11 protein-coding genes are annotated in these 20,330 nt (G+C 40.3%); all 11 read left to right on the forward strand.

What is annotated here, in order from left to right:
• Positions 1–181: 181 nt before the first annotated feature.
• The 11 genes from AB1Z56_RS22600 to AB1Z56_RS22650 all read left to right on the forward strand — a co-directional run bounded on the left by AB1Z56_RS22600 (position 182) and on the right by AB1Z56_RS22650 (position 20,328).
• Positions 182–2,467, forward strand: a complete 2,286-nt coding sequence (locus AB1Z56_RS22600; RefSeq protein WP_426790254.1) for a GH92 family glycosyl hydrolase — start codon at positions 182–184, stop codon at positions 2,465–2,467.
• A gap of 171 nt (positions 2,468–2,638) precedes the next feature.
• Positions 2,639–3,001: a hypothetical protein gene (locus tag AB1Z56_RS22605; RefSeq protein WP_309359805.1), complete on the forward strand. Its 363-nt coding sequence runs from the start codon at positions 2,639–2,641 to the stop codon at positions 2,999–3,001.
• A 273-nt stretch (positions 3,002–3,274) separates the two neighbouring features.
• Entirely contained in the window at positions 3,275–4,381 is a 1,107-nt protein-coding gene (locus tag AB1Z56_RS22610) for an efflux RND transporter periplasmic adaptor subunit (protein WP_309359807.1), read from the forward strand.
• Between the two features lie 14 nt (positions 4,382–4,395).
• Positions 4,396–8,946 carry an efflux RND transporter permease subunit gene (locus AB1Z56_RS22615; RefSeq protein ID WP_309359809.1) on the forward strand — a complete coding sequence of 1,517 codons (4,551 nt, stop codon included), beginning with the start codon at positions 4,396–4,398 and terminating at the stop codon, positions 8,944–8,946.
• 250 nt (positions 8,947–9,196) lie between these two features.
• Positions 9,197–10,825, forward strand: a complete 1,629-nt coding sequence (locus AB1Z56_RS22620) for a DUF6377 domain-containing protein (protein WP_426790255.1) — start codon at positions 9,197–9,199, stop codon at positions 10,823–10,825.
• A gap of 255 nt (positions 10,826–11,080) precedes the next feature.
• Positions 11,081–14,059 carry a SusC/RagA family TonB-linked outer membrane protein gene (locus AB1Z56_RS22625; protein ID WP_426790256.1) on the forward strand — a complete coding sequence of 993 codons (2,979 nt, stop codon included), beginning with the start codon at positions 11,081–11,083 and terminating at the stop codon, positions 14,057–14,059.
• A gap of 11 nt (positions 14,060–14,070) precedes the next feature.
• Positions 14,071–15,588, forward strand: a complete 1,518-nt coding sequence (locus AB1Z56_RS22630) for a RagB/SusD family nutrient uptake outer membrane protein (RefSeq protein WP_313266273.1) — start codon at positions 14,071–14,073, stop codon at positions 15,586–15,588.
• Between the two features lie 74 nt (positions 15,589–15,662).
• A complete protein-coding gene (locus AB1Z56_RS22635) occupies positions 15,663–17,135 on the forward strand; it encodes a glycoside hydrolase family 30 protein (RefSeq protein WP_309359817.1) in 1,473 nt (490 codons plus the stop codon).
• Between the two features lie 57 nt (positions 17,136–17,192).
• Positions 17,193–18,530 (forward strand): DUF5125 domain-containing protein, encoded by a 1,338-nt coding sequence (locus AB1Z56_RS22640; protein WP_426790257.1) that lies wholly within the window; start codon positions 17,193–17,195, stop codon positions 18,528–18,530.
• Between the two features lie 196 nt (positions 18,531–18,726).
• Positions 18,727–19,104: a hypothetical protein gene (locus tag AB1Z56_RS22645; RefSeq protein WP_309359821.1), complete on the forward strand. Its 378-nt coding sequence runs from the start codon at positions 18,727–18,729 to the stop codon at positions 19,102–19,104.
• A gap of 318 nt (positions 19,105–19,422) precedes the next feature.
• Positions 19,423–20,328, forward strand: a complete 906-nt coding sequence (locus AB1Z56_RS22650; protein ID WP_426790258.1) for a hypothetical protein — start codon at positions 19,423–19,425, stop codon at positions 20,326–20,328.
• Positions 20,329–20,330: the final 2 nt, after the last annotated feature.

Genomic DNA, 20,330 nt, shown 5'->3' on the forward strand with positions numbered 1-20,330 from the left:
ATAATAGTGCTAAAATCGTCAGCTTGACGATTTCAAAAAGCAGCTGTAAAATAGACTCTGTCTCTGGGATATTTTACAGCTGCTTTTTTCACCTTACTCTCTCCTATATTTAATTATCTTACCTATATTTACTAATACGTTTTAGCTTTTTTGCTTGTACTATCAACCAAATACATAATTTATGTTTAATTTTAAAAAACTAACAGGGAGTATTCTTTCTCTATTCGCGATCCATACGGGTATGGCACAGCAGGCCTCGCCAGTTGATTTCGTTAATCCATTGATCGGTACAGAATCGAAGTATGAATTGTCTAATGGGAATACTTATCCTGCAATAGCTCGTCCCTGGGGTATGAATTTTTGGACGCCACAAACAGGCAATATGGGCGATGGCTGGGTATATACTTACACGGCAGATAAAATTAAAGGATTTAAGCAAACCCACCAGCCAAGTCCTTGGAACAATGACTATGGTCAGTTTTCCATCATGCCGGTAACAGGCACACCGCAATTTGATCAAGAAAAGCGGGCGAGCTGGTTTTCACATAAAGCAGAAATTGCTAACCCTTATTATTATAGTGTTTACCTTGCTGATCACGATGTGACAACAGAATTGTCGCCATCACAACGTGCTGCAATCTTTCAATTCACATTTCCCAAAACCGACAGCGCTTATGTTGTTATCGATGCATTTGATAAGGGCTCTTATATTAAAGTAATTCCTCAGGAGAATAAAATTATTGGTTATTCAACAAAAAATAGCGGCGGTGTTCCGGAGAATTTTAAGAATTATTTTGTCATTACTTTCGATAGACCCTTCTCTTACAAAGCTGGTGTAAAAAGCGGCTCGATACGTAAAGATGAATTGGAGATTCAGGATAATCACGCCGGAGCAATTGTAGGTTTTCCATCATTGAGGAGAGGTGATCAGGTGATCGCCCGTGTTGCTTCTTCCTTTATTAGTTTTGAGCAGGCAGAACTTAATCTAAAAGAAGTGAAGTCCAAAACATTTCAGCAAGTTGTTGATGAAGGTAAAGCGCAATGGAACGACGTCCTTGGCCGCGTCCAGGTTGAAGACCTAAATATTGATAGATTACGTACATTTTATTCTTGTCTATACCGCTCAACATTATTTCCTAGAGATTTTTCTGAAATTGACGGCAATGGTAAGCGTATCCACTATAGCCCTTACAATGGCCAGATCTTACCTGGGGAAATGTTCACAGATACAGGTTTTTGGGATACATTCAGGAGCTTGTTTCCGCTGTTGAATTTATTGTATCCCTCAATGAACGATCGCATGCAGGAAGGATTGGTCAATGCTTATAAGGAGAGTGGTTACCTCCCTGAGTGGGCTTCACCGGGGCATCGTGCATCGATGATCGGAAACAATTCTGCGTCTATTGTCGCAGATGCGTTAATTACTGATCGGAAAGGCTATGACAAGGAGCTATTATGGGAAGCATTGAAACATGGAGCCAATAGTGCATATCCTAAACACTCTTCAACAGGACGCTTTGGTTATGAATATTATAATCAACTAGGCTATATACCTGCTGATGTAAAAGTGGACCAGAATGTAGCGCGGTCATTGGAATATGCTTACAATGACTGGTGTATCTATGAATTTGGCAAGGCACTTGGCAAGCCGGAAGCTGAAACAGCTATTTATGCAAAGCGAGCGATGAACTACAAAAATCTGTTTGACCCAAGTACAAAATTAATGCGCGGGAAAAAGACAGACGGTTCATTTGTCCCAGATTTTAATCCAAGTGCATGGTCTCGCGAATATACAGAAGGTAACGCATGGCATTGGAGCTTTTGTGTATTCCATGATCCACAGGGACTGATTAATTTAATGGGAGGTAATAGGTCTTTTGTATCCATGTTGGATACAGTATTCGTTATCCCGAGTTATGAAGGAATGAAGAGCCGTGGTATGATCCACGAAATGCGTGAAATGCAGGTGATGAACATGGGACAATATGCCCACGGAAATCAGCCGATCCAGCACATGCCTTATTTGTATAACTACGCAGCAGAACCTTGGAAGGCACAGTATTGGGTGCGCAAGATAATGGATAAATTGTATTTACCTACACCTGATGGGTATTGTGGTGACGAAGACAACGGTCAGACTTCAGCTTGGTACGTCTTTTCTTCTTTGGGATTTTACCCTGTTTCGCCAGGATCGGGCGAATACGTGATTGGTTCACCCCAATTTGACAAAGTTACTTTAAAGCTTGAGAATGGAAAGAAAGTGCATATTCAAGCTAAACAGCAGGGATCGAAGCAGGTCTACGTGAATCAGCTTTCCTGGAATGGAAAACCTTATGGTCGAAATTATATTCGGTATAACGATTTGTTGCAGGGGGCAAATCTTGAATTTAAAATGAGCGATGTACCGAATAAGAGTAGAGGAACCAAAAAAGAGGATGCTCCATATTCTTTTAGCAATGAAAAATAATGTTCTGCTGGACAGGTGTCAATTAACTAATACCAATGAATAGCACGACATTGTGCCAGCGGTAATTTTTAAGAACCATGATAGCTAATTTTTAAGCTGTCATGGTTTTTTTACACGAATAAAATAATCTTGGCTATTTAAAGTTATACCTTTGTGGTTCGAAATTTCGATATGTTAGGTAAAATATTTCATTTTTTAACACTCTTTGCATACCTTAATCTGTTGACCTATGAGTCTTTCTCTTCGGCAACGGGGCAAGTTTTGCATGCAGGTGAAACCATTGTGGAGTATTTTTTGGATGATGTATTGGATTTGGAGCCTATTCATTCTTCCCAGGAAGAAAAGGTACTGTTGCAGGATGACTATCGTATATTTTCGCTCAATAGTCAGGTATTGCCAATTTTTATTTTTGTTTTCGGTATCCTCTTTACGGCATTATGTTTTGCAAAGGACGATGAACACCCTTTTTATCGATCTAAAACCTTGTGCTTGCCGGGATATTACCGTTTCTTATCCCGTTTTCGGCCCTTCTAGTTACTCTCCCTAAATTTTCTAGCGGGAAGCTGCCCCCAGTTTATTTTATCTTGATATTAAGCTGTTGAAGCCCCTAGGGCCTCTCTTTGCTATATCGAACTTAGCCGCTTCCATCTTACATATTCTCCTAAGTTTCGATTTTGAATTTCTTTAGGAGGGTTTAACACGTTACATTTTTTATCGTTTATGAAATACCCTGGTCTAAAGACTACCGGCATTGATGAAAATCAACTGGGTATTCTATAGGACCTTTAAAAAGAAGATTATTCCCCTATGAACAAATTATTTGTACTGTGCCTTTTCGCAGGTATGGTAGGGATGCTGGCTTCATGCCGCTCCTCCAACGCTAACACTGATCAAAAAGAAGAGATTAAAAATATTCCCATTACACCACTAATTGTAATGGATACAACCGTTTATCAGGAATATATTGCTGATATCCAAGCCTTGAAAAATGTCGAGATCCGGTCGAAACTAAATGGTTTTTTAGATAAAATTTATGTGGATGAAGGGGCTTGGGTAAAGAAAGGACAGGTATTATTTAAATATAACAATGAAGAATATCGTTCGGAACTTGCAAAAGCCAAAGCACAGTACGACAATGCTATTGCTGAGGCGCAAAAGATCAAACTGGAAATGGAGCGGACACAAAAATTGGTTGACAAGAATATTGTGAGCTCTTCCGAGTATAATTTATTGAAAATACAGTTAAAGGCTGCCAATTCCAAAATCGAGGAGGCTCGTGCGCTGGTTAATCAAGCCCAGACGAGATTAGATTATACAGTCATTCAAGCTCCATTTGATGGACGTATAGACCGGATTTTATTAAAAGAAGGCTCCTTATTGACAGAAGGAAGCCTGATTACCACAATCTCTGATCTAAGTAAAGTGAACGTTTATTTTGATATTTCTGAAAGGGAATATCTGGCACTAATGCGTGACAAGCTGAATGGCAAGGAAACGCAAAAATCTGTCAAATTAATTCTGGCAAATGGGGAGCTTTATCCACACGAGGGGATTGCTCATCTGGTGGAAAGTGAATTTGAAGCCAATACGGGGTCTATTGCCCTTCGTGTACAATTTCCTAATGCGGAGCATATTCTAAAGCACGGAGCAACGGGTAAAATTGCCGTGCCGATGGAAACGGGTGAGCATACTTTTGTACATCAAAAGTCGGTATTTGAAATTCAGGATAAAACATATGTGTACACTATGCAGGCCGATAGTACGGTGAAGATGACACCTTTTGTTGCCGGGCCACGTGTAGGGCATTATTACATTGTCGATGGGGGGCTCGATCCCAATGCCAAGGTGGTGTATGAGGGCGTACAAAGTTTACGTAGCGGAATGAAGATTAATCCAAAATTGAGAAAGCTGTAACGGAGGGATAGATTATGTTTGAAACATTTATAAAACGGCCCATATTATCGTTGGTCATTTCGGTGTTTATCACGCTTTTGGGATTGCTGGCTCTGTTTACGTTACCTATTACACAATTTCCTGATATCGTACCACCTTCGGTGGTGGTAAATGCTAATTATACAGGAGCAAATGCAGAGGTAAGTACAAATGCAGTAGCCATTCCTTTGGAAAAAGCAATCAATGGTGTTGCGGGAATGACCTACATGAATTCGGTGTCAACTAATAACGGAAGCACAGTGATTCAGATTTTCTTTGAAGTCGGTACGGATCCGGATATTGCTGCTGTAAACGTGCAGAATAGAGTCACTACCGTATTGGATGAGTTACCTGAAGAGGTTATCAAAGCGGGGGTAACTACAGAAAAAGAGGTCAACTCGATGTTGATGTATCTGAATGTTTTTACTGACGATGAAACTGCGGATGAACGGTTTATTTACAACTTTGCCGATATCAATATTCTGAAAGAACTGAAGCGTATCGAAGGTGTTGGTCTTGCTCAGATCATGGGAATGCGGGATTATGCGATGCGTGTTTGGGTTAAACCGGATCGTATGGCAGCGTATAATATTTCCGCAGAAGATGTCGTAGCAGCATTACGAAAGCAGAATATTGAGGCCGCTCCCGGACAAACAGGTATCAGTTCGGATAAAATGCGCAATATGCAGCAATATGTACTGCGTTATCCGGGAAAATTTACTGAAATAGAAGAATATGCCAATATACCTATACGCGCGAATGCTAGTGGATCCATAATCCGTATTAAGGATGTTGCTGATGTTGAATTTGGCTCATTGGATTATGAGATGGTATCCAAAACTGATGGGCGCCCATCGGCTTCCATTATGCTGAAGCAATTACCGGGATCAAATGCACAGGAGGTTATCCAGCGTGTAAAGGACCGGATGGCAGAATTAAAAGAAACTCAGTTTCCGACAGGTATGACCTATACCATGGGTTATGACGTATCCCGCTTTTTAGATGCGTCAATTTCTTCTGTTATCAAGACTTTGTTAGAAGCCTTCCTTCTGGTTTTTATTGTTGTGTTTATCTTCTTGCAGGATTTTAGGGCGACGGTAATTCCTATTTTAGCAGTACCTGTCTGTTTGATCGGAGCACTGTTTTTTATGCAGATGCTTGGATTTTCGATCAACCTATTGACCTTATTTGCCTTGGTACTCGCTATTGGTATTGTCGTGGACAATGGAATTGTGGTTGTTGAGGCCGTATATGCCAAAATGGAGGAAGAGCATTTGCAACCTATGGAGGCCACATTAGAGGCTATGAAAGAGGTTGGAGGTGCTGTTGTGGCGATTACTTTAGTCATGTCTGCCGTCTTTGTTCCTGTAGCGTTTCTTTCAGGCCCTGTGGGGATTTTTTATCGTCAGTTTTCACTGACACTGGCTGCTGCGATCGTTATTTCGGGGATCAATGCATTGACGCTGACACCAGCTTTGTGTGCCTTGTTCCTAAAATCACCGCATGACCGCAAGCCATCGAATAACTGGTTGGATCGTTTCTTTAAAAAATTCAACAGTGTATATGATAAAACAGCCTTTGGTTACAAAGGGATTTTGGTGAAAACCAGCGCCCGTAGGGGATTGACCTTGCTTTTGCTGGGTGTCTTTTTTGTGGCCACCTGGGGAAGTAGCGCGATATTGCCATCTGGATTTATTCCAACGGAAGATCAGGGCATGATCTACGTTGCTGTGACAACACCTCCCGGGGCTACAGTAGATCGTACGGAGCGTGTACTGGATAAAATTGACTCTGTTTCTCGTAAGTTGGAGGTTGTTGAAACGGTGTCTACGTTGTCGGGGTACAGTATCATAACTGAAGTATCTGGTGCTTCCTATGGGATGGGGATGATCAATCTTAAACCTTGGAAAGAGCGAGATCAAACGGTAGATGATGTCATTAAAGAATTGCGCGATAAAACAAAAGATTTTGCGGATGGAGAGATTGACTTCTTTCCGCCGCCGACAGTCCCCGGTTTTGGTAACTCTTCGGGTTTTGAATTACGTTTATTGGACCGTAGCGGTAATGAGGATCTCAATAAGACGGCCGAGGTATTACAGAAGTTTATGGACGACATGGAAAAAAGTGATGTTCTTCAGGATATCAACTCCAGTTTTGACGTGAATTTTCCACAGTATATGCTGAAGGTTGACTACGATATGGCCGCGAAGAAGGGGATATCGGTAGAGAATGCTATGAATACGCTGCAGACATTAATGGGAAGTCTTTATGCTACGAATTTTATCCGTTATGGACAAATGTATAAAGTGATGGTACAGGCAGGCCCTGAATACCGGCAGCGACCGGAAGACGTTTTACGTCTGTATGTAAAAAATGAAACTGGTGAAATGGTGCCTTACAATGCCTTTATTTCGATGGAAAGAATCTATGGTCCAGAACAAATCACTCGTTATAATATGTTTAGTTCGGCGATGATTACAGGGCAGTCCTCGGCAGGGTTCAGCTCTGGACAGGCAATTGAAGAGGTGGAAAAAATAGCGTCGTCTCTTCCAAAGGGATATAGCATTGAATGGTCCGGTATGACACGGGAACAGAAGATTTCAGGGAACCAGGCTTTGTATATTTTCGCGCTCTGTCTGTTGTTTGTTTATTTACTGTTGTGTGCACAGTACGAAAGCTTTTTGTTGCCATTACCAGTTCTGCTCTGTCTTCCGGCGGGAATATTCGGTGCATTTATTTTCCTGAAAGTCTTTGGATTGGAAAACAATATTTACGCACAGGTTGCATTGGTCATGCTCATTGGTTTGCTGGGCAAAAATGCGATCCTGATTGTGGAGTATGCCAATTTGAAATATAAACAAGGAATGGATATTGTGACCGCTTCCATCGAAGGTGCTGTTGCCCGGTTACGTCCGATATTAATGACATCCTTTGCATTTATTGCGGGGTTGATACCGCTGATGATGGCCAGTGGAGCAGGTGCTTTGGGGAATCGAAGTATTGGTACTGCTGCGGTAGGTGGAATGCTCATCGGGACGATCCTCGGAGTTATTGTCATTCCGGGACTGGTCGTCTTATTTTCAAAAAAGGATAACAAAAAACAGGTGGTAAAACAAGCTTCTTTAGTAATCGCTGCCCTTATCTTACTTGGAAGTTGTTCAGTTCCCAAAAAATCTCTTCAGCCGCAGAAAGTAAATGTGCCAAGCTCATTTTCCAAGGATGTTTCACCAGATAGTTTAAATGTCGGCGGTCGATCTTGGAAGGAAATTTTTAGAGACCCAAAGTTAGTTTCTCTGATTGATTCTGCTTTGCAGAACAACCTCGATATTCGTCAATCAATTTTACGTTTAGCATCTGCACAAGCTTATTTTAAACAGCGCAAGGCTGCATTAGGCCCAACTGTGGAGGCTGCAGTAGAAGGGGGAATACGGAAATATGGACATTATACGGAATCAGGAATTGGTAACTACGATTCAAATTTCTCGGAGAATTTGAAAAGTGATGAGAAATTGCCTGAACCATTTATCCCAGACTATTTTATTGGACTTCGTTCATCTTGGGAGATTGACCTTTGGGGCAAGCTTAGGAGCCAAAGGCAAGCTGCTTATTTTAGCTTTTTAGCGGAGCAGGAGGGGAAACGTCTATTGGAAACGGAATTGGTATCTAATATTGCCACGGCTTATTATGAATTAATTGCTTTGGATCAGAAGATCAAAGTCTATGATCGGAATATTGAGTTACACAAAAATGCATTGGAAGTTGTTGAAGTAAAAAAGGATGCTGGTTATGCCACTGAACTTTCTGTACAACAATTTAAAGCGCTGTTGGCCAATTCCAAAGCAGCAAAGGAACAGTTGATTCAAGAGATCGCACTTTGGGAACATCATATCAATGGCTTATTGGGACGATTCTATCAGCCTATTGTAAGAAGTACATATACCGAAAATACAGATTTATATTATGCAATGAGCTTTGGTACTCCAGATGATTTGGTTAATCAACGCCCAGATATCAAGGCTGCTTATCTGAAAGTGATTGCATCTTCAAATAATCAGGAAGCGTCACGTTTAGCTTTTCTACCTTCTGTCGCTATAAGTCCTTTTATCGGATTGCAAAGCTTTAGTTTCAATAAGTTATTCAATCTCGATAAATCTATTGCTTATAATTTATTTGGTGGTATCACACTACCGATCTTTAATCAAAGACAGTTGAAAACGCAGTATGAGATTGCCAAAGCAGATTATGGAATCGCTTTTGTGGATTATGAAAAAAGCGTTTTAAATGCCTATAATGAGGTTTCTAATGTAATCATGACGCAGGAGGCTATTGGTAAGCGGCGCAACTTTGTCGATGAACATGTTCAAGCATTGAACCTCTCCATAGAGGCTGCGCAAGAATTGTTCATCGCTGGAAGGGTAACATCACTAGATGTTGTAACAGCACAGAAGGAGTCGCTCGAAGCTCAAATAGGTAAAGTGGAATTAGAGAAGGAGAATACATTGAATCAGATCCTGCTCTACAAAGCATTGGGAGGGGGCTGGCAATAGATCTGACAGATTAAAACAGAAAACTATTTTTCATGCGATAAAGAATTAACTTGTTAATTCTTAGATCCTTTTATAGGGTCAGGGAAAGAGGCCGTCGTGAGATGCCCTCTTTTTTTATGAAAGTGTCTGATGTTATAGGTCAGAAAGAATCTTCATTTCATGTTCATTGCTGTTGGTGCCTGCGAAGTCTTGAAGGTTTTGTTGTTATTTTTATGTAGTTTAGTCGACACTATTTTGAACCGAGTCGATTATGTTACAGCGCATATTTCTTTTTATTCTTTTCTCTCATTTTAGTTTTAGTCTATTAGCCCAGATACAGCCAGATAGTAGCAGAGTTTTACAGCGCTTGGAATATTTGATGGAAAATCAGAAGATTTATGTCAAGAACCGAGAGGATAAGCTAGAGAAGTTAAAACAGGAGGCAAAGGCACTGGAAGCTAACTCCGTTCAGTTTTTGAAGAAGAATTACGAAATTTTTGAAAATTATAAGAAATTTGATTCGGACGCGGCACTTTCTTATATCTTACTATGTCAGAAGCTGGCTCCATTAAATAATGATTCATTGCAAACGGTGATTCATTTAGATTTGGCTTGGGTATATTCTACCATCGGACGGTATATAGAGGCGTCAAAGTTGTTGGGAGCAGTTGAGCCGTCTCTACTTGGTAAAGATCTCCTGGCAAAGTATTATGATGCTTATAGTTCATTCTATAGCCATTATGGTCAGAGCAATAATCGCCCTGAGTATTATCAAGCGAGTGAACGGTATCGCGATTCATTGCTAAGTGTTCTACCTAAGTCTTCCTTAGAGTACCGTACAGCGATTGCTATAAAAACGTTGTTTAACGGTAATCGGGAGGATGCTAAAAAGCAGCTCTTGGTCCTTTGGCAAGAAAATAAAAGAGATATTGAGCAAAGAGCGCTGATCGCTTACTTTCTGGGGCTAATTTATAAATATGAAAAGGATACAAAAAGTCAAATTTATTACCTTTCCATATCGGCCAGTGCGGATATCGAAATGGCAAACCGCGACAACGCTTCCTTTCATGATCTGGCATTAACTTATTATGACCAGCAGGATTTCGACCGGGCATTTCAATTTATCGAAAAAGCGATCGACGACGCCATGTTGTGTAAGGTACGTTATCGTATTATCGAGGGGACTTCTTCTTATCCGATCATCAATGCGGCCTATCAGCAGAAAATCAGCAGCCAGAACAGGCAATTGGTTGCTTTGGTTGTTGTCGTTAGTATTTTATTAATTGGAGTTATTATTGGACTTGTCATTATTTACAGGCAAGTACAGCATTTGAGACGAATACGATCGGAATTATCGGCCACCAATCAGCAGCTTCGCGCATTGAATAATGAGATCAATCAAACTAACTTTAAATTGTCGGAATCCAACCATATTAAGGAAGAATATATCGCTCAATTTTTTGATATGTGTTCGAATTACATCGATAAAATGGAAGATATTAGAAAAGTATTATTAAAGAAGGCTACAAATCAACAATGGGACGCGTTGAGAGAGCAGCTGAAGTCTACGCAAATGGAGGAAAGAGAGGTGCAGCAGCTCTATGTTAACTTTGATCGTATCTTCTTAAATCTATATCCGACTTTTGTTGATGAATTCAATGCCTTGCTTCAGGATGATGAGAAGATTTATCCCAAAAAGACAGAACTGTTAAATACTGAGCTTCGAATTTTTGCTTTAATTCGATTAGGGATCGATGACTCTGTAAAGATTGCAAGCTTCCTTCGCTATTCTCTACGGACAGTTTATAATTACAGAACAAAGGTACGTAATAAAGCCGCAGGAAATCGGGATGCCTTTGAAGCTGCTGTATGTCAAATTGCAGTAATTGATCGACCGTAAAGGTTGGATTATACGTGTAAATTGACTTGATTAACGACTATTATACACTCATCTAGGTACTTTTTAAAGGTTAGTTTATTTTGTAATAATCTCTCTGTTAGTTTGTTGTGTTTTTTATCTGGTACTTTTTGAGTACTAGCTCTTTTTTCTCCGTCTTGGCGATCTTAGTTTTGTTTTGAGCAATGAAGGAGGGGAAACTCATTGCCGTTTTGGAATAACCAAAAGATTAAACAATAACCAATTTTTTTATTTCATATGATTTACTTTACTCGAAAAGTAGCCTTTTCAATGGGCTTGGCTTTCTTGTTTACCTTGGTGAATTTTGTGTTTGCACAAGACAGAATTCAAATCAGTGGACGAATCCTGGATGCCCAAGATCAGAAACCTCTTTCTGGAGTGACCATTACGCAGAAAGGAAGTAATAATGCTGTATCCAGTAATGGGGAGGGCCGTTTTCAAATGTCGGCAAGCAAGGGCAGTATACTTCAATTTACATTTGTTGGTTACGACAGCAAAGAATTGCCTGCCGGCAGTACCATGGTTGTGCAATTAAATTCTTCTACTAATGTACTTGAAGATGTCATTGTCATAGGTTATGGCAGCGTAAAAAGAAAGGATGTCACGACGGCAATTTCTTCTGTATCCACCAAGGATCTGGAAAAGAGACCTGTTACCAATTTTGGTCAAGCCATTCAGGGCAAGGCTGCTGGTGTAACAGTTATTCAGCCAAATGGTCAGCCGGGTTCTGCTCCGCAGATTCAAATTCGAGGAATAACTTCTTTTAATAGCAACACTACTCCTTTGTATGTGGTAGATGGAGTTCCTGTGGAAGATATTAAATTCTTATCACCGAATGATATTGCTGATATCCAAATCCTCAAGGACGCATCATCTGGGGCTATTTATGGTTCTCGCGGTTCAAATGGTGTGATCCTCGTGACAACAAAATCAGGTAAGGCAGGTGAAGCAAAAATTACACTTGGAACACAATGGACAGCCAATGTTGTCAATAATACTGTCAAAGTTTTAAATACTAGCCAATACAAAGATTTGCAGGACGAGATAGGTCTTGTCAACCTTCCGGAAGGATTGTTGGATCAGACAGACTGGTTTAAAGAGACCTACAAAACGGGGATTCAGCAAAATCATCAAATATCAGTTTCAGATGGTAATGAGAAACTTCGTTACTATTTGGGTGGCGGTTATTTGAATGAAAATGGGACATTACAAGGCTCCTTCTTTAGGCGGTATAATTTCCGTGCTAATATTGATAACCAAGTTCGGAAATGGTTAAAGGTCAATGCGAATATCAATTATTCCGATAACAATGACAATGGAATTACTTCTGGGTTAGGGTCTAATCGTGGTGGGGTAGTGACCTCAGTGATTACAACACCGACCTATGCCCCTGTATGGGATCCGTCAAATCCAGATCGATTCTATAATAATTTCTATGGTATTAGCAACATTACCAGTCCTTTGGAAAACTTAGCAAGAACAAGGAATAATAATAACCGAGAAAATCGTCTCGTTGCTACAGGAAGTGCACTGGTTTCCTTTATGCCCAACTTCACTTGGAAAACTTCGTTTTCATTCGATAGAAGATCTGGGGTGATGACGACCTTCTTGGATCCTTGGACGACAGCATGGGGAAGAAATCAATTTGGAGAGGCCTCTGATCTTCGCAATACAAATACTGTATTGACCTGGGATAATATCTTAACATATAGCAAAAGCTTTGGTAAGCATAATCTAGAAGTAATGGGCGGTTCTTCCTGGACAGACTCTAAGTACTCCAGAAGCTATATCTATGGTTCAAACTATGCAAACGGAATCATTGAGACACTTAATGCGGCGAACAAGATCTCTTGGGATAGAACAGGATCCTCTGCTTCTAATTGGGGAATTATGTCCTATTTCGCCCGTGCAATGTATAACTACGATGGTAAGTATTTGTTGACTGCGAATATGCGTGCCGATGGCTCTTCGAAGCTGAGCCCCGAGCGGCGCTGGGGATACTTTCCTTCTGTCTCGGCTGCCTGGAGAATCTCCTCTGAAGATTTTATGAAAGACGTCGATTGGATAAATGACTTTAAAATCCGTGGAGGATGGGGACAGACAGGTAATCAATATGGATTAGGTGACTACGCTTATCTGCAATTGAGCGGTATTCAACGTCAACAATGGTTTGTAGAGGGAAAGGACAATGCTGTGCCAAATATCAATAAACCAACAATCTTAAGGGCTAAAGACTTGACCTGGGAGACCACAAGCACAACGAGTATCGGTTTTGATATCACCATGTTGAGCAACAGGCTAACGGTCAGTGCCGATTATTACAACAAGGATACCAAGGATCTCTTGATGAATGCGAGCTTGCCTGCAGGACAGCAAGCAACCACAATCCAAAGAAATGGCGGCCGGCTGAATAACCATGGTTTTGAATTTGCCGTAAATTCGAAAAATCTGACCGGCAACTTTACTTGGAATACAGATTTTAATATTTCTTTTAACAGAAATAAACTGAAACAGCTGGATTTACAACAAGTGTACTACGATGTCAAGACGAATGATTATGTCAATGATTTTGTGGTGAAGAATGAGCCGGGAAGATCGCTTGCAGGGTTCTTCGGTTATATATCGGATGGTGTAAACCCTGAAACTGGCGAGCTTATGTATCGCGACCTAAATGGTGATGGAAAGATCTCATCAAGTGACCGCACTTATATCGGCAATCCTCTTCCAAAGTTTGTGTATGGTATGACAAATAGTTTCTCGTGGAAAAATTTCGATCTAAGCATATTCATTCAGGGAACTTATGGGAACGATATTTTCAATGCCAGTCGCATGGAAACAGAAGGTATGTATGATGGTCGAAATCAAACGACCGTTGTATTGGATCGCTGGAGAGTACCGGGACAGATTACCAACGTTCCTAAGGCTGGATTTGATATGAAAAATTCAACCTATTTTGTTGAGGATGGAAGTTATCTGCGTATGAAAAATGTTTCCTTGGGCTATTCCATCTCTCCGGAGAGACTGAAACGCATGGGTATCAATAAAATACAGCCTTATCTATCTGTAAGTAATCTGTTTACGTTGACAAAATATTCAGGTATGGATCCAGAAGTAAACCAATTCTCTGGCGGATCTGAGTCTAGAATCCAAGGTATTGATTGGGGGACCTATCCACAGAACCGTTCATTTGTTTTAGGTCTTAATATTGAGTTTTAATTGTCTGTATCATGAAAAAATATATAAGTAACACTCTTTCTCTGCTAACTGGCTCTTTGTTTTTATTTTCTTGTTCATTAAACCGTGATCCACTTTCAGATTATTCGGATGTTAGTCAGGGGAAGACTGAAACTGGAACTCAGGTTGTTTTTAAGAATAAGTCCGAGGTTGAGACCTATCTAGCTGGAATTTACCAACAGATGAAAGACAGGCAGGAGCATTGGTATCTTGATTTGTTATTGATTGGTGATTCGCATGCCGATAATTCCTATGCAGGAACGACAGGAGCAGAAGTTGTACCTTTTGAGAATAATTCAATTGAGGGATCAAATTCTGTTGTTGACCGGGATTGGGGAAGGTATCTGGAAGATGTTGGACGAGCAAATCGATTGATCATTTATGTCGATAGTGTCGCTGATAAATCGGTGAGCGATACGGAAATTAGGAACTATAAAGCACAGGCTAAGCTTTTCCGCGCATTAGCGATGTTTGATATGGTCCGCATCTTTGGATCGGTCCCTGTCATTACCACAATCGCACCTGATATTACGGGGGATAATGTAGGAGAAGTTTATCCGCAGTATTTTCCTAAGCAGGCGACCGAAGAGGAGGCCTACAAGCAGATCGAAAAAGATCTGATGGACGGGTTAGCTGATGCACCTGCTAACAATAACGGAAACAAAACCTTATTTACAAAGTCGGTCGCACGAGCGATGTTAGCGAAGATCTATGCCGAAAAACCAATTCGGGATTATGCTAAAGTTATTCAATATGTCGATGCATTGACTGCGGATGGATTTGACTTAAATCCTAATTATTCGGATTTATATGCGATGAATGCGAGTAATACGGATCTTGCGCAACGTAATACAAAGGAATCTATTTTGGAAGCGCAGTTCACTGCCGGAGGTGGCAATTGGGCAACTTGGATGTTTGGAAGGGATTTGTCCAATTATGATAATAACTTTACATGGGCAAAATGGGTAACTCCGTCTCGGGATTTGATACAGGCTTATAGCAATGAAGGTGATCAAATTCGTTCGGGGCAATCGATCGTCTATTATTCGACAACCTGGAGCAATTATTATCCTTCAAATAACTACCCGTTCATGTTTAAGCTGCGGTCTGCATTTAATAGCATTGTCAAGCTTCGTTACGCGGACCTTTTATTGTTAAAAGCGGAAGCATTAATTCAACAGGGATCAGATTTATCGGGGGCTGCCGATATTATAGATAAAATTCGCACACGGGTTAAATTACCGAAATTGGCAACAGCTGTTCGTTCAAATAAAGACGCCTTATTCGAAGCATATTTGAAGGAACGCCGTTTGGAATTAGCGTTTGAAGGACAGCGCTGGTTTGATTTGGTGCGGTTAGACAAAGTGGAGTCTGTTATGAATGCTGTTTATGCAAAAGATGCAGGGAGAAAAGCACAGGTGTATCCCTTCACGAAAAACTCCTACCGATTGCCGATTCCGCAACCAAAAATTGATCAGAACCCTAATCTAGTTCAGAATCCTGGCTATTAATTGATTTAACAATGGGAAGTTCCGTCCGATGGATGGAAAAAAATTATTAACAGATGAAATATAATAATACAACTATGATATATACATTCTTGTTGTCCTGTTTGATAACGGCAACATCTTGTAACCGTGACAGCTATACACCTTCACAAGGGGAAGATATTAAAAAAAGTGGCGATGTAACTATCTACACAACAACAGGTAGCCGTTCCGTAGATTTTGGAAAACGCTTTGTGGATTTTAGTTCCAAATTCAATATGTCCCCGAATACTATTACGATAGATCCTACGCAAAAATTCCAGACGATGGATGGATTCGGTGCAGCGATTACAGGTTCTACCTGTTATAATCTAATGAAAATGAATAAGGAAGACCGAACGAAATTCCTCACAGAGACGTTTTCTGATAAGGATGGGATGGGGATGAATTATATCCGGATTGCGATTGGATGTTCTGATTTTTCTTTGAGTGAGTATACCTGTTGGGATAAGGAAGGAAAGGAGAATTTTGGACTACAGTCGGAAGAGACGCAATATGTCATTCCGGTGCTGAAAGAAATACTTGCGATCAATCCATCCATAAAAATCATGGGCTCCCCATGGACTCCACCGAAATGGATGAAAGTGAACAACCTGACAGATTTAAAGCCTTTTGATTCATGGACCAGTGGTCAGTTAAATCCAAAATATTATCAGGACTATGGTTGGTATTTTGTTCAATGGATTCAGGCAATGAAAAAAGAAGGCATTCATGTTTATTCGATTACCGTTCAAAATGAGCCATTAAACCGGAAAAACTCTGCGTCGCTTTACATGTCCTGGCAAGAACAACAAGCTTTTGTCAAACAAGCTTTGGGGCCACAATTAAGAGCGGCAAACCTGTCAACAAAAATCTATGCGTTTGACCACAATTATAACTATGATAATATTGCCGATCAGATGGATTACCCAATCAAGATCTATAACGATGCAGGCGCGGCTTCATTTATCGCAGGTGCAGCATACCATAACTATGGTGGTGATAAAGCAGAGCTAATAGATATTCATAATCAACGCCCAGACAAGGAGCTGATATTTACAGAAACATCCATTGGAGAATGGAATGATGGCCGGAATCTCGAAAAGCGATTAATGGAGGATATGCGCGAAGTCGCACTTGGTACCGTAAACAATTGGAGCAAGGGTGTTATTGTTTGGAATTTGATGTTAGATACCGACAAAGGGCCTAATCGAGAAGGAGGCTGTCAGACGTGTTACGGAGCCGTGGATATCAGTAAGGCAAATTATAAGAATATAACACGCAATTCGCATTATTATATTGTTGGTCATCTTTCTTCGGTGGTCAAATCAGGAGCTACGCGGATTGGTACTTCTGGCTACACAGCGGAAGGCCTGGTGTATACTGCGTTCCAAAATACAGATGGGACCTATGCGGTTGTTCTGCTAAACGAATCTGGTGACAGCCGTAAAATCACCTTGGCAGATGGTAAACATCATTTTAGCTATGATGTACCAGCTAAGTCGGTAGTTTCTTACCGCTGGACATATTAACCGAAGGATTATGAACCCTGAGCGCTATCTCGTGGATAGCGCATAAATTATGAACAAATGAAAAAATATCTCATCAATATACTATTGGGAACCGCTGCGATTGCTGCAGTCAGTTCCTGTAAAAAGGATGAAAAATATACCTATCAAATAGGAGATCCAAAGATTGAATTGAAATCGCCCATTTCAACGGCAAGTTTTGGGGATAGCCTTGAATTTCAGGTCCACGTTTCGGATGATAAAGTTGCGCTGTCAACAGTTAAAGCCCAATTGTATTTTACAGATGATAAGGTAACGGAAACTGTAATCCGCACCAAAGAAAATGGAGATTATACAGGGAAGATTTATGTTCCTTTTCTGAAAAATATTCCTGACGGGAAAGCAACACTAAAATTTGTCTTGCAGAATATTAGCCAAAAGACGAGCGAACAGTCTTTTGATATTAGTCTCAGCAGACCGGACTTTCCATATTTAACGCTGGTCACCGAATCCAAGTCCTATCGAATGGAAAAGGTAGGACGTAACCAATATGCAGCAAAAGAAAACTTTCCAGCAGAAGTAAAAGGCTATATCCAAGCGCCAAAAGTAGGTGTACAAGGCAATGCGATGAATTTTGGATGGGTGAATAATATGGTTAACTTCGGTTCTACTGCCGAAATTCCATTTTCAAATTCAACTTCTGGTGTTTATCCAATTCAATTTAATACATTGACATTTCAGGCATCGCCATTTATTGTCATACTACTGAATGGGTCGCAGTTTAGTCGTCTCGATGATAAACATGCTAAAGTCGAAATTGATCTAGCTCAAGGAAAACCAATGACCTTTGAGGGGATTGCAGATCTACAAGATTGGTGGATTGATCCTGATTTCTTTACCAAGGCTGCTGATGGAACCCTATCTTTTAATGGGACGACAGGGAAATACCGTGTTACAGCAGACTTTGCCTTAAAATACTTTGTTGTTGAAGTGATGACAGGCAATGATTTAGCGAAATTGCAAGATGACGGAAGCGGCGCAGTATGGATTATTGGCGAAGGAATCGGAAAACCTAAAGTATCCAGTAATCAGGTGGGTTGGAATACAGATAAAGCGCTTTGTTTGACCCCGCTAGGGAACAAGAAATACCAGATAACTGTTGAGGCCGGAGAATCTATAAACTCGGATAACATCAACTTCAAATTTTTCCATCAAAAAGGATGGGGAGGTGAATTTGGAGGTACAGATGTGACAACTACAAGTGATATTGTATTTGTGGGGGATGGCAATAATGGACGTGACTCGGGCAATCTTGGTATAAAAACTGGTAAAGTATTAGAATCAGGTAAAACGTATGTCTTTACCTTGGATTTAGCTGCCGGAAATAAGAAAGCTGTCTTGACGGTTGCGGCGAAATAATAAAAATTGAGTTTTCTAAGTCCTAAGTAGTTTTCTACTTAGGACTTTTTCTTTCTAATGGAATTTGTTTATTCCAAGTTTCATTTGTTATATTTGTCCAGCTCTCAAAGCGAATGATCTTAAGCTTGATTCGGTGAGTTTACAAGAAAAAAGTAATCTTCCTGATAGGAGCTGCTATTGAGAATAAAATATTCGAATGAAAATCAGACTGTTTATATGGATTCTATTACCCCTGATGCTCTTACAGAGTTTCTCGACGGTATGGCTGTGGACGGTCTTCGAACTGAATAGGGATTATATCGCACGTTACGAATGTATCAATCGCTTCAATGACAATGCACTTGCCTGTAGAGGACAATGTATTTTGATGAAAAAGATGCGCGAACATGAGGAAAAGGAACAAAAAAACCTTGAATTTCGCATTATCGATGTTGTTTTTATAAATAATACACAAGATTTTACGTTTAAGAACGCAACTCTTTATGAAGCCACTGTGGAGCGCCTGCTTCCGGTATATAAAGAAGATTATTCCTATAACCCCATCTTTACGATATTTCACCCCCCTCTGGTTTAGATCCAGCTAGTAATTTATTTGATTAAGTAATCGATCGTTGACGGCGGATTACTATTTATTTCAATGGAACCGACTTGATTCTTTGGTCTGCATTGCTATGTAGCTTTAGATCATTCATTGGTTTCAATTCTCTTGAAATTGAATGGAGCTGTAGTAGATTCATCTATATGATGAGATAGATCCATTCGTAACTGATGATACCGTTATGATTTATTCAAACTGCGTGAGACGGATTCATGGGTACAAAAAATTATGCTTGAATAATCACATGAGGGGATGAATTAATCTGATAGTTTCACCACAAATGAAAAATTATAGATGAGAGATTTATATATAAAAAGCGCTGGTTTCTATATCATGATTATATGCCTCTTCCTAACATCTTGTACAAAGGAAAAAACAGATTATGAGGCTGAACGGGGAAATACAGTTGAGGAGAATCCGGAGTTTAAGGAGGTTTCGAGTTCTGTTTCTTCGGGTTATAATATCCGTATCGAAGCCTTAGGGGGAGTATTGTATCGGGGGTACAATGATATTCGGGTGAAAATTAATAAGCAGCAAACAAATGAGCCAGTGGAGGTTTCTTCGGTCGGCTTTCGACCAATCCAGACCGATGCTCATGGGGTGAAAATTTCCTGTCCACACCAATCGGTATTGGATTATACCTTAGATGGTCGCTATTTTTCCGGTTATAGTGTATTTATCAATACGAGCTCTGAAACAACGACCTGGAGTTTGGAAATCAATTTTAAAATTGGCGATCAGAATTTTTCGGCTATACAAAATGTAACTGTAAAGCCGCAGACAAACAAGAATCTTAACATGACCACATTTGCAGGGAAAGATAATGAGCAATATATAATTGCGTTGATTTCTCCACGGAAGCCGAATGTTTCTGAGAATAAATTGGTTGCTGGGATTTATAAATTGGATGCCGCACAATTGTCTTATACCACTGTCAATGGATATGTCCTGCAATTGGATCCGCGGATGCCAGAACCTTCGATGGGTAACCATTCTTCGCCGAATAATAAGGATCTGGTACAACAGGCAGATGGATTGTATCAAGGCGTTGTGAATTACACAATGACAGGCAACTGGACGCTAAATTTTATTTTGGTCAATCAAAACGGGCGGGTAATAGCAGGGACGGAGGTGCCAAGGGATTTTACACCGGGTGTAGAAGGACGTAAAAGTGAGTTATACATTGATATTCTGTTCTAATG

The sequence above is a fragment of the Sphingobacterium sp. WOUb80 genome (assembly GCF_050058145.1).
Lineage (GTDB): Bacteria > Bacteroidota > Bacteroidia > Sphingobacteriales > Sphingobacteriaceae > Sphingobacterium.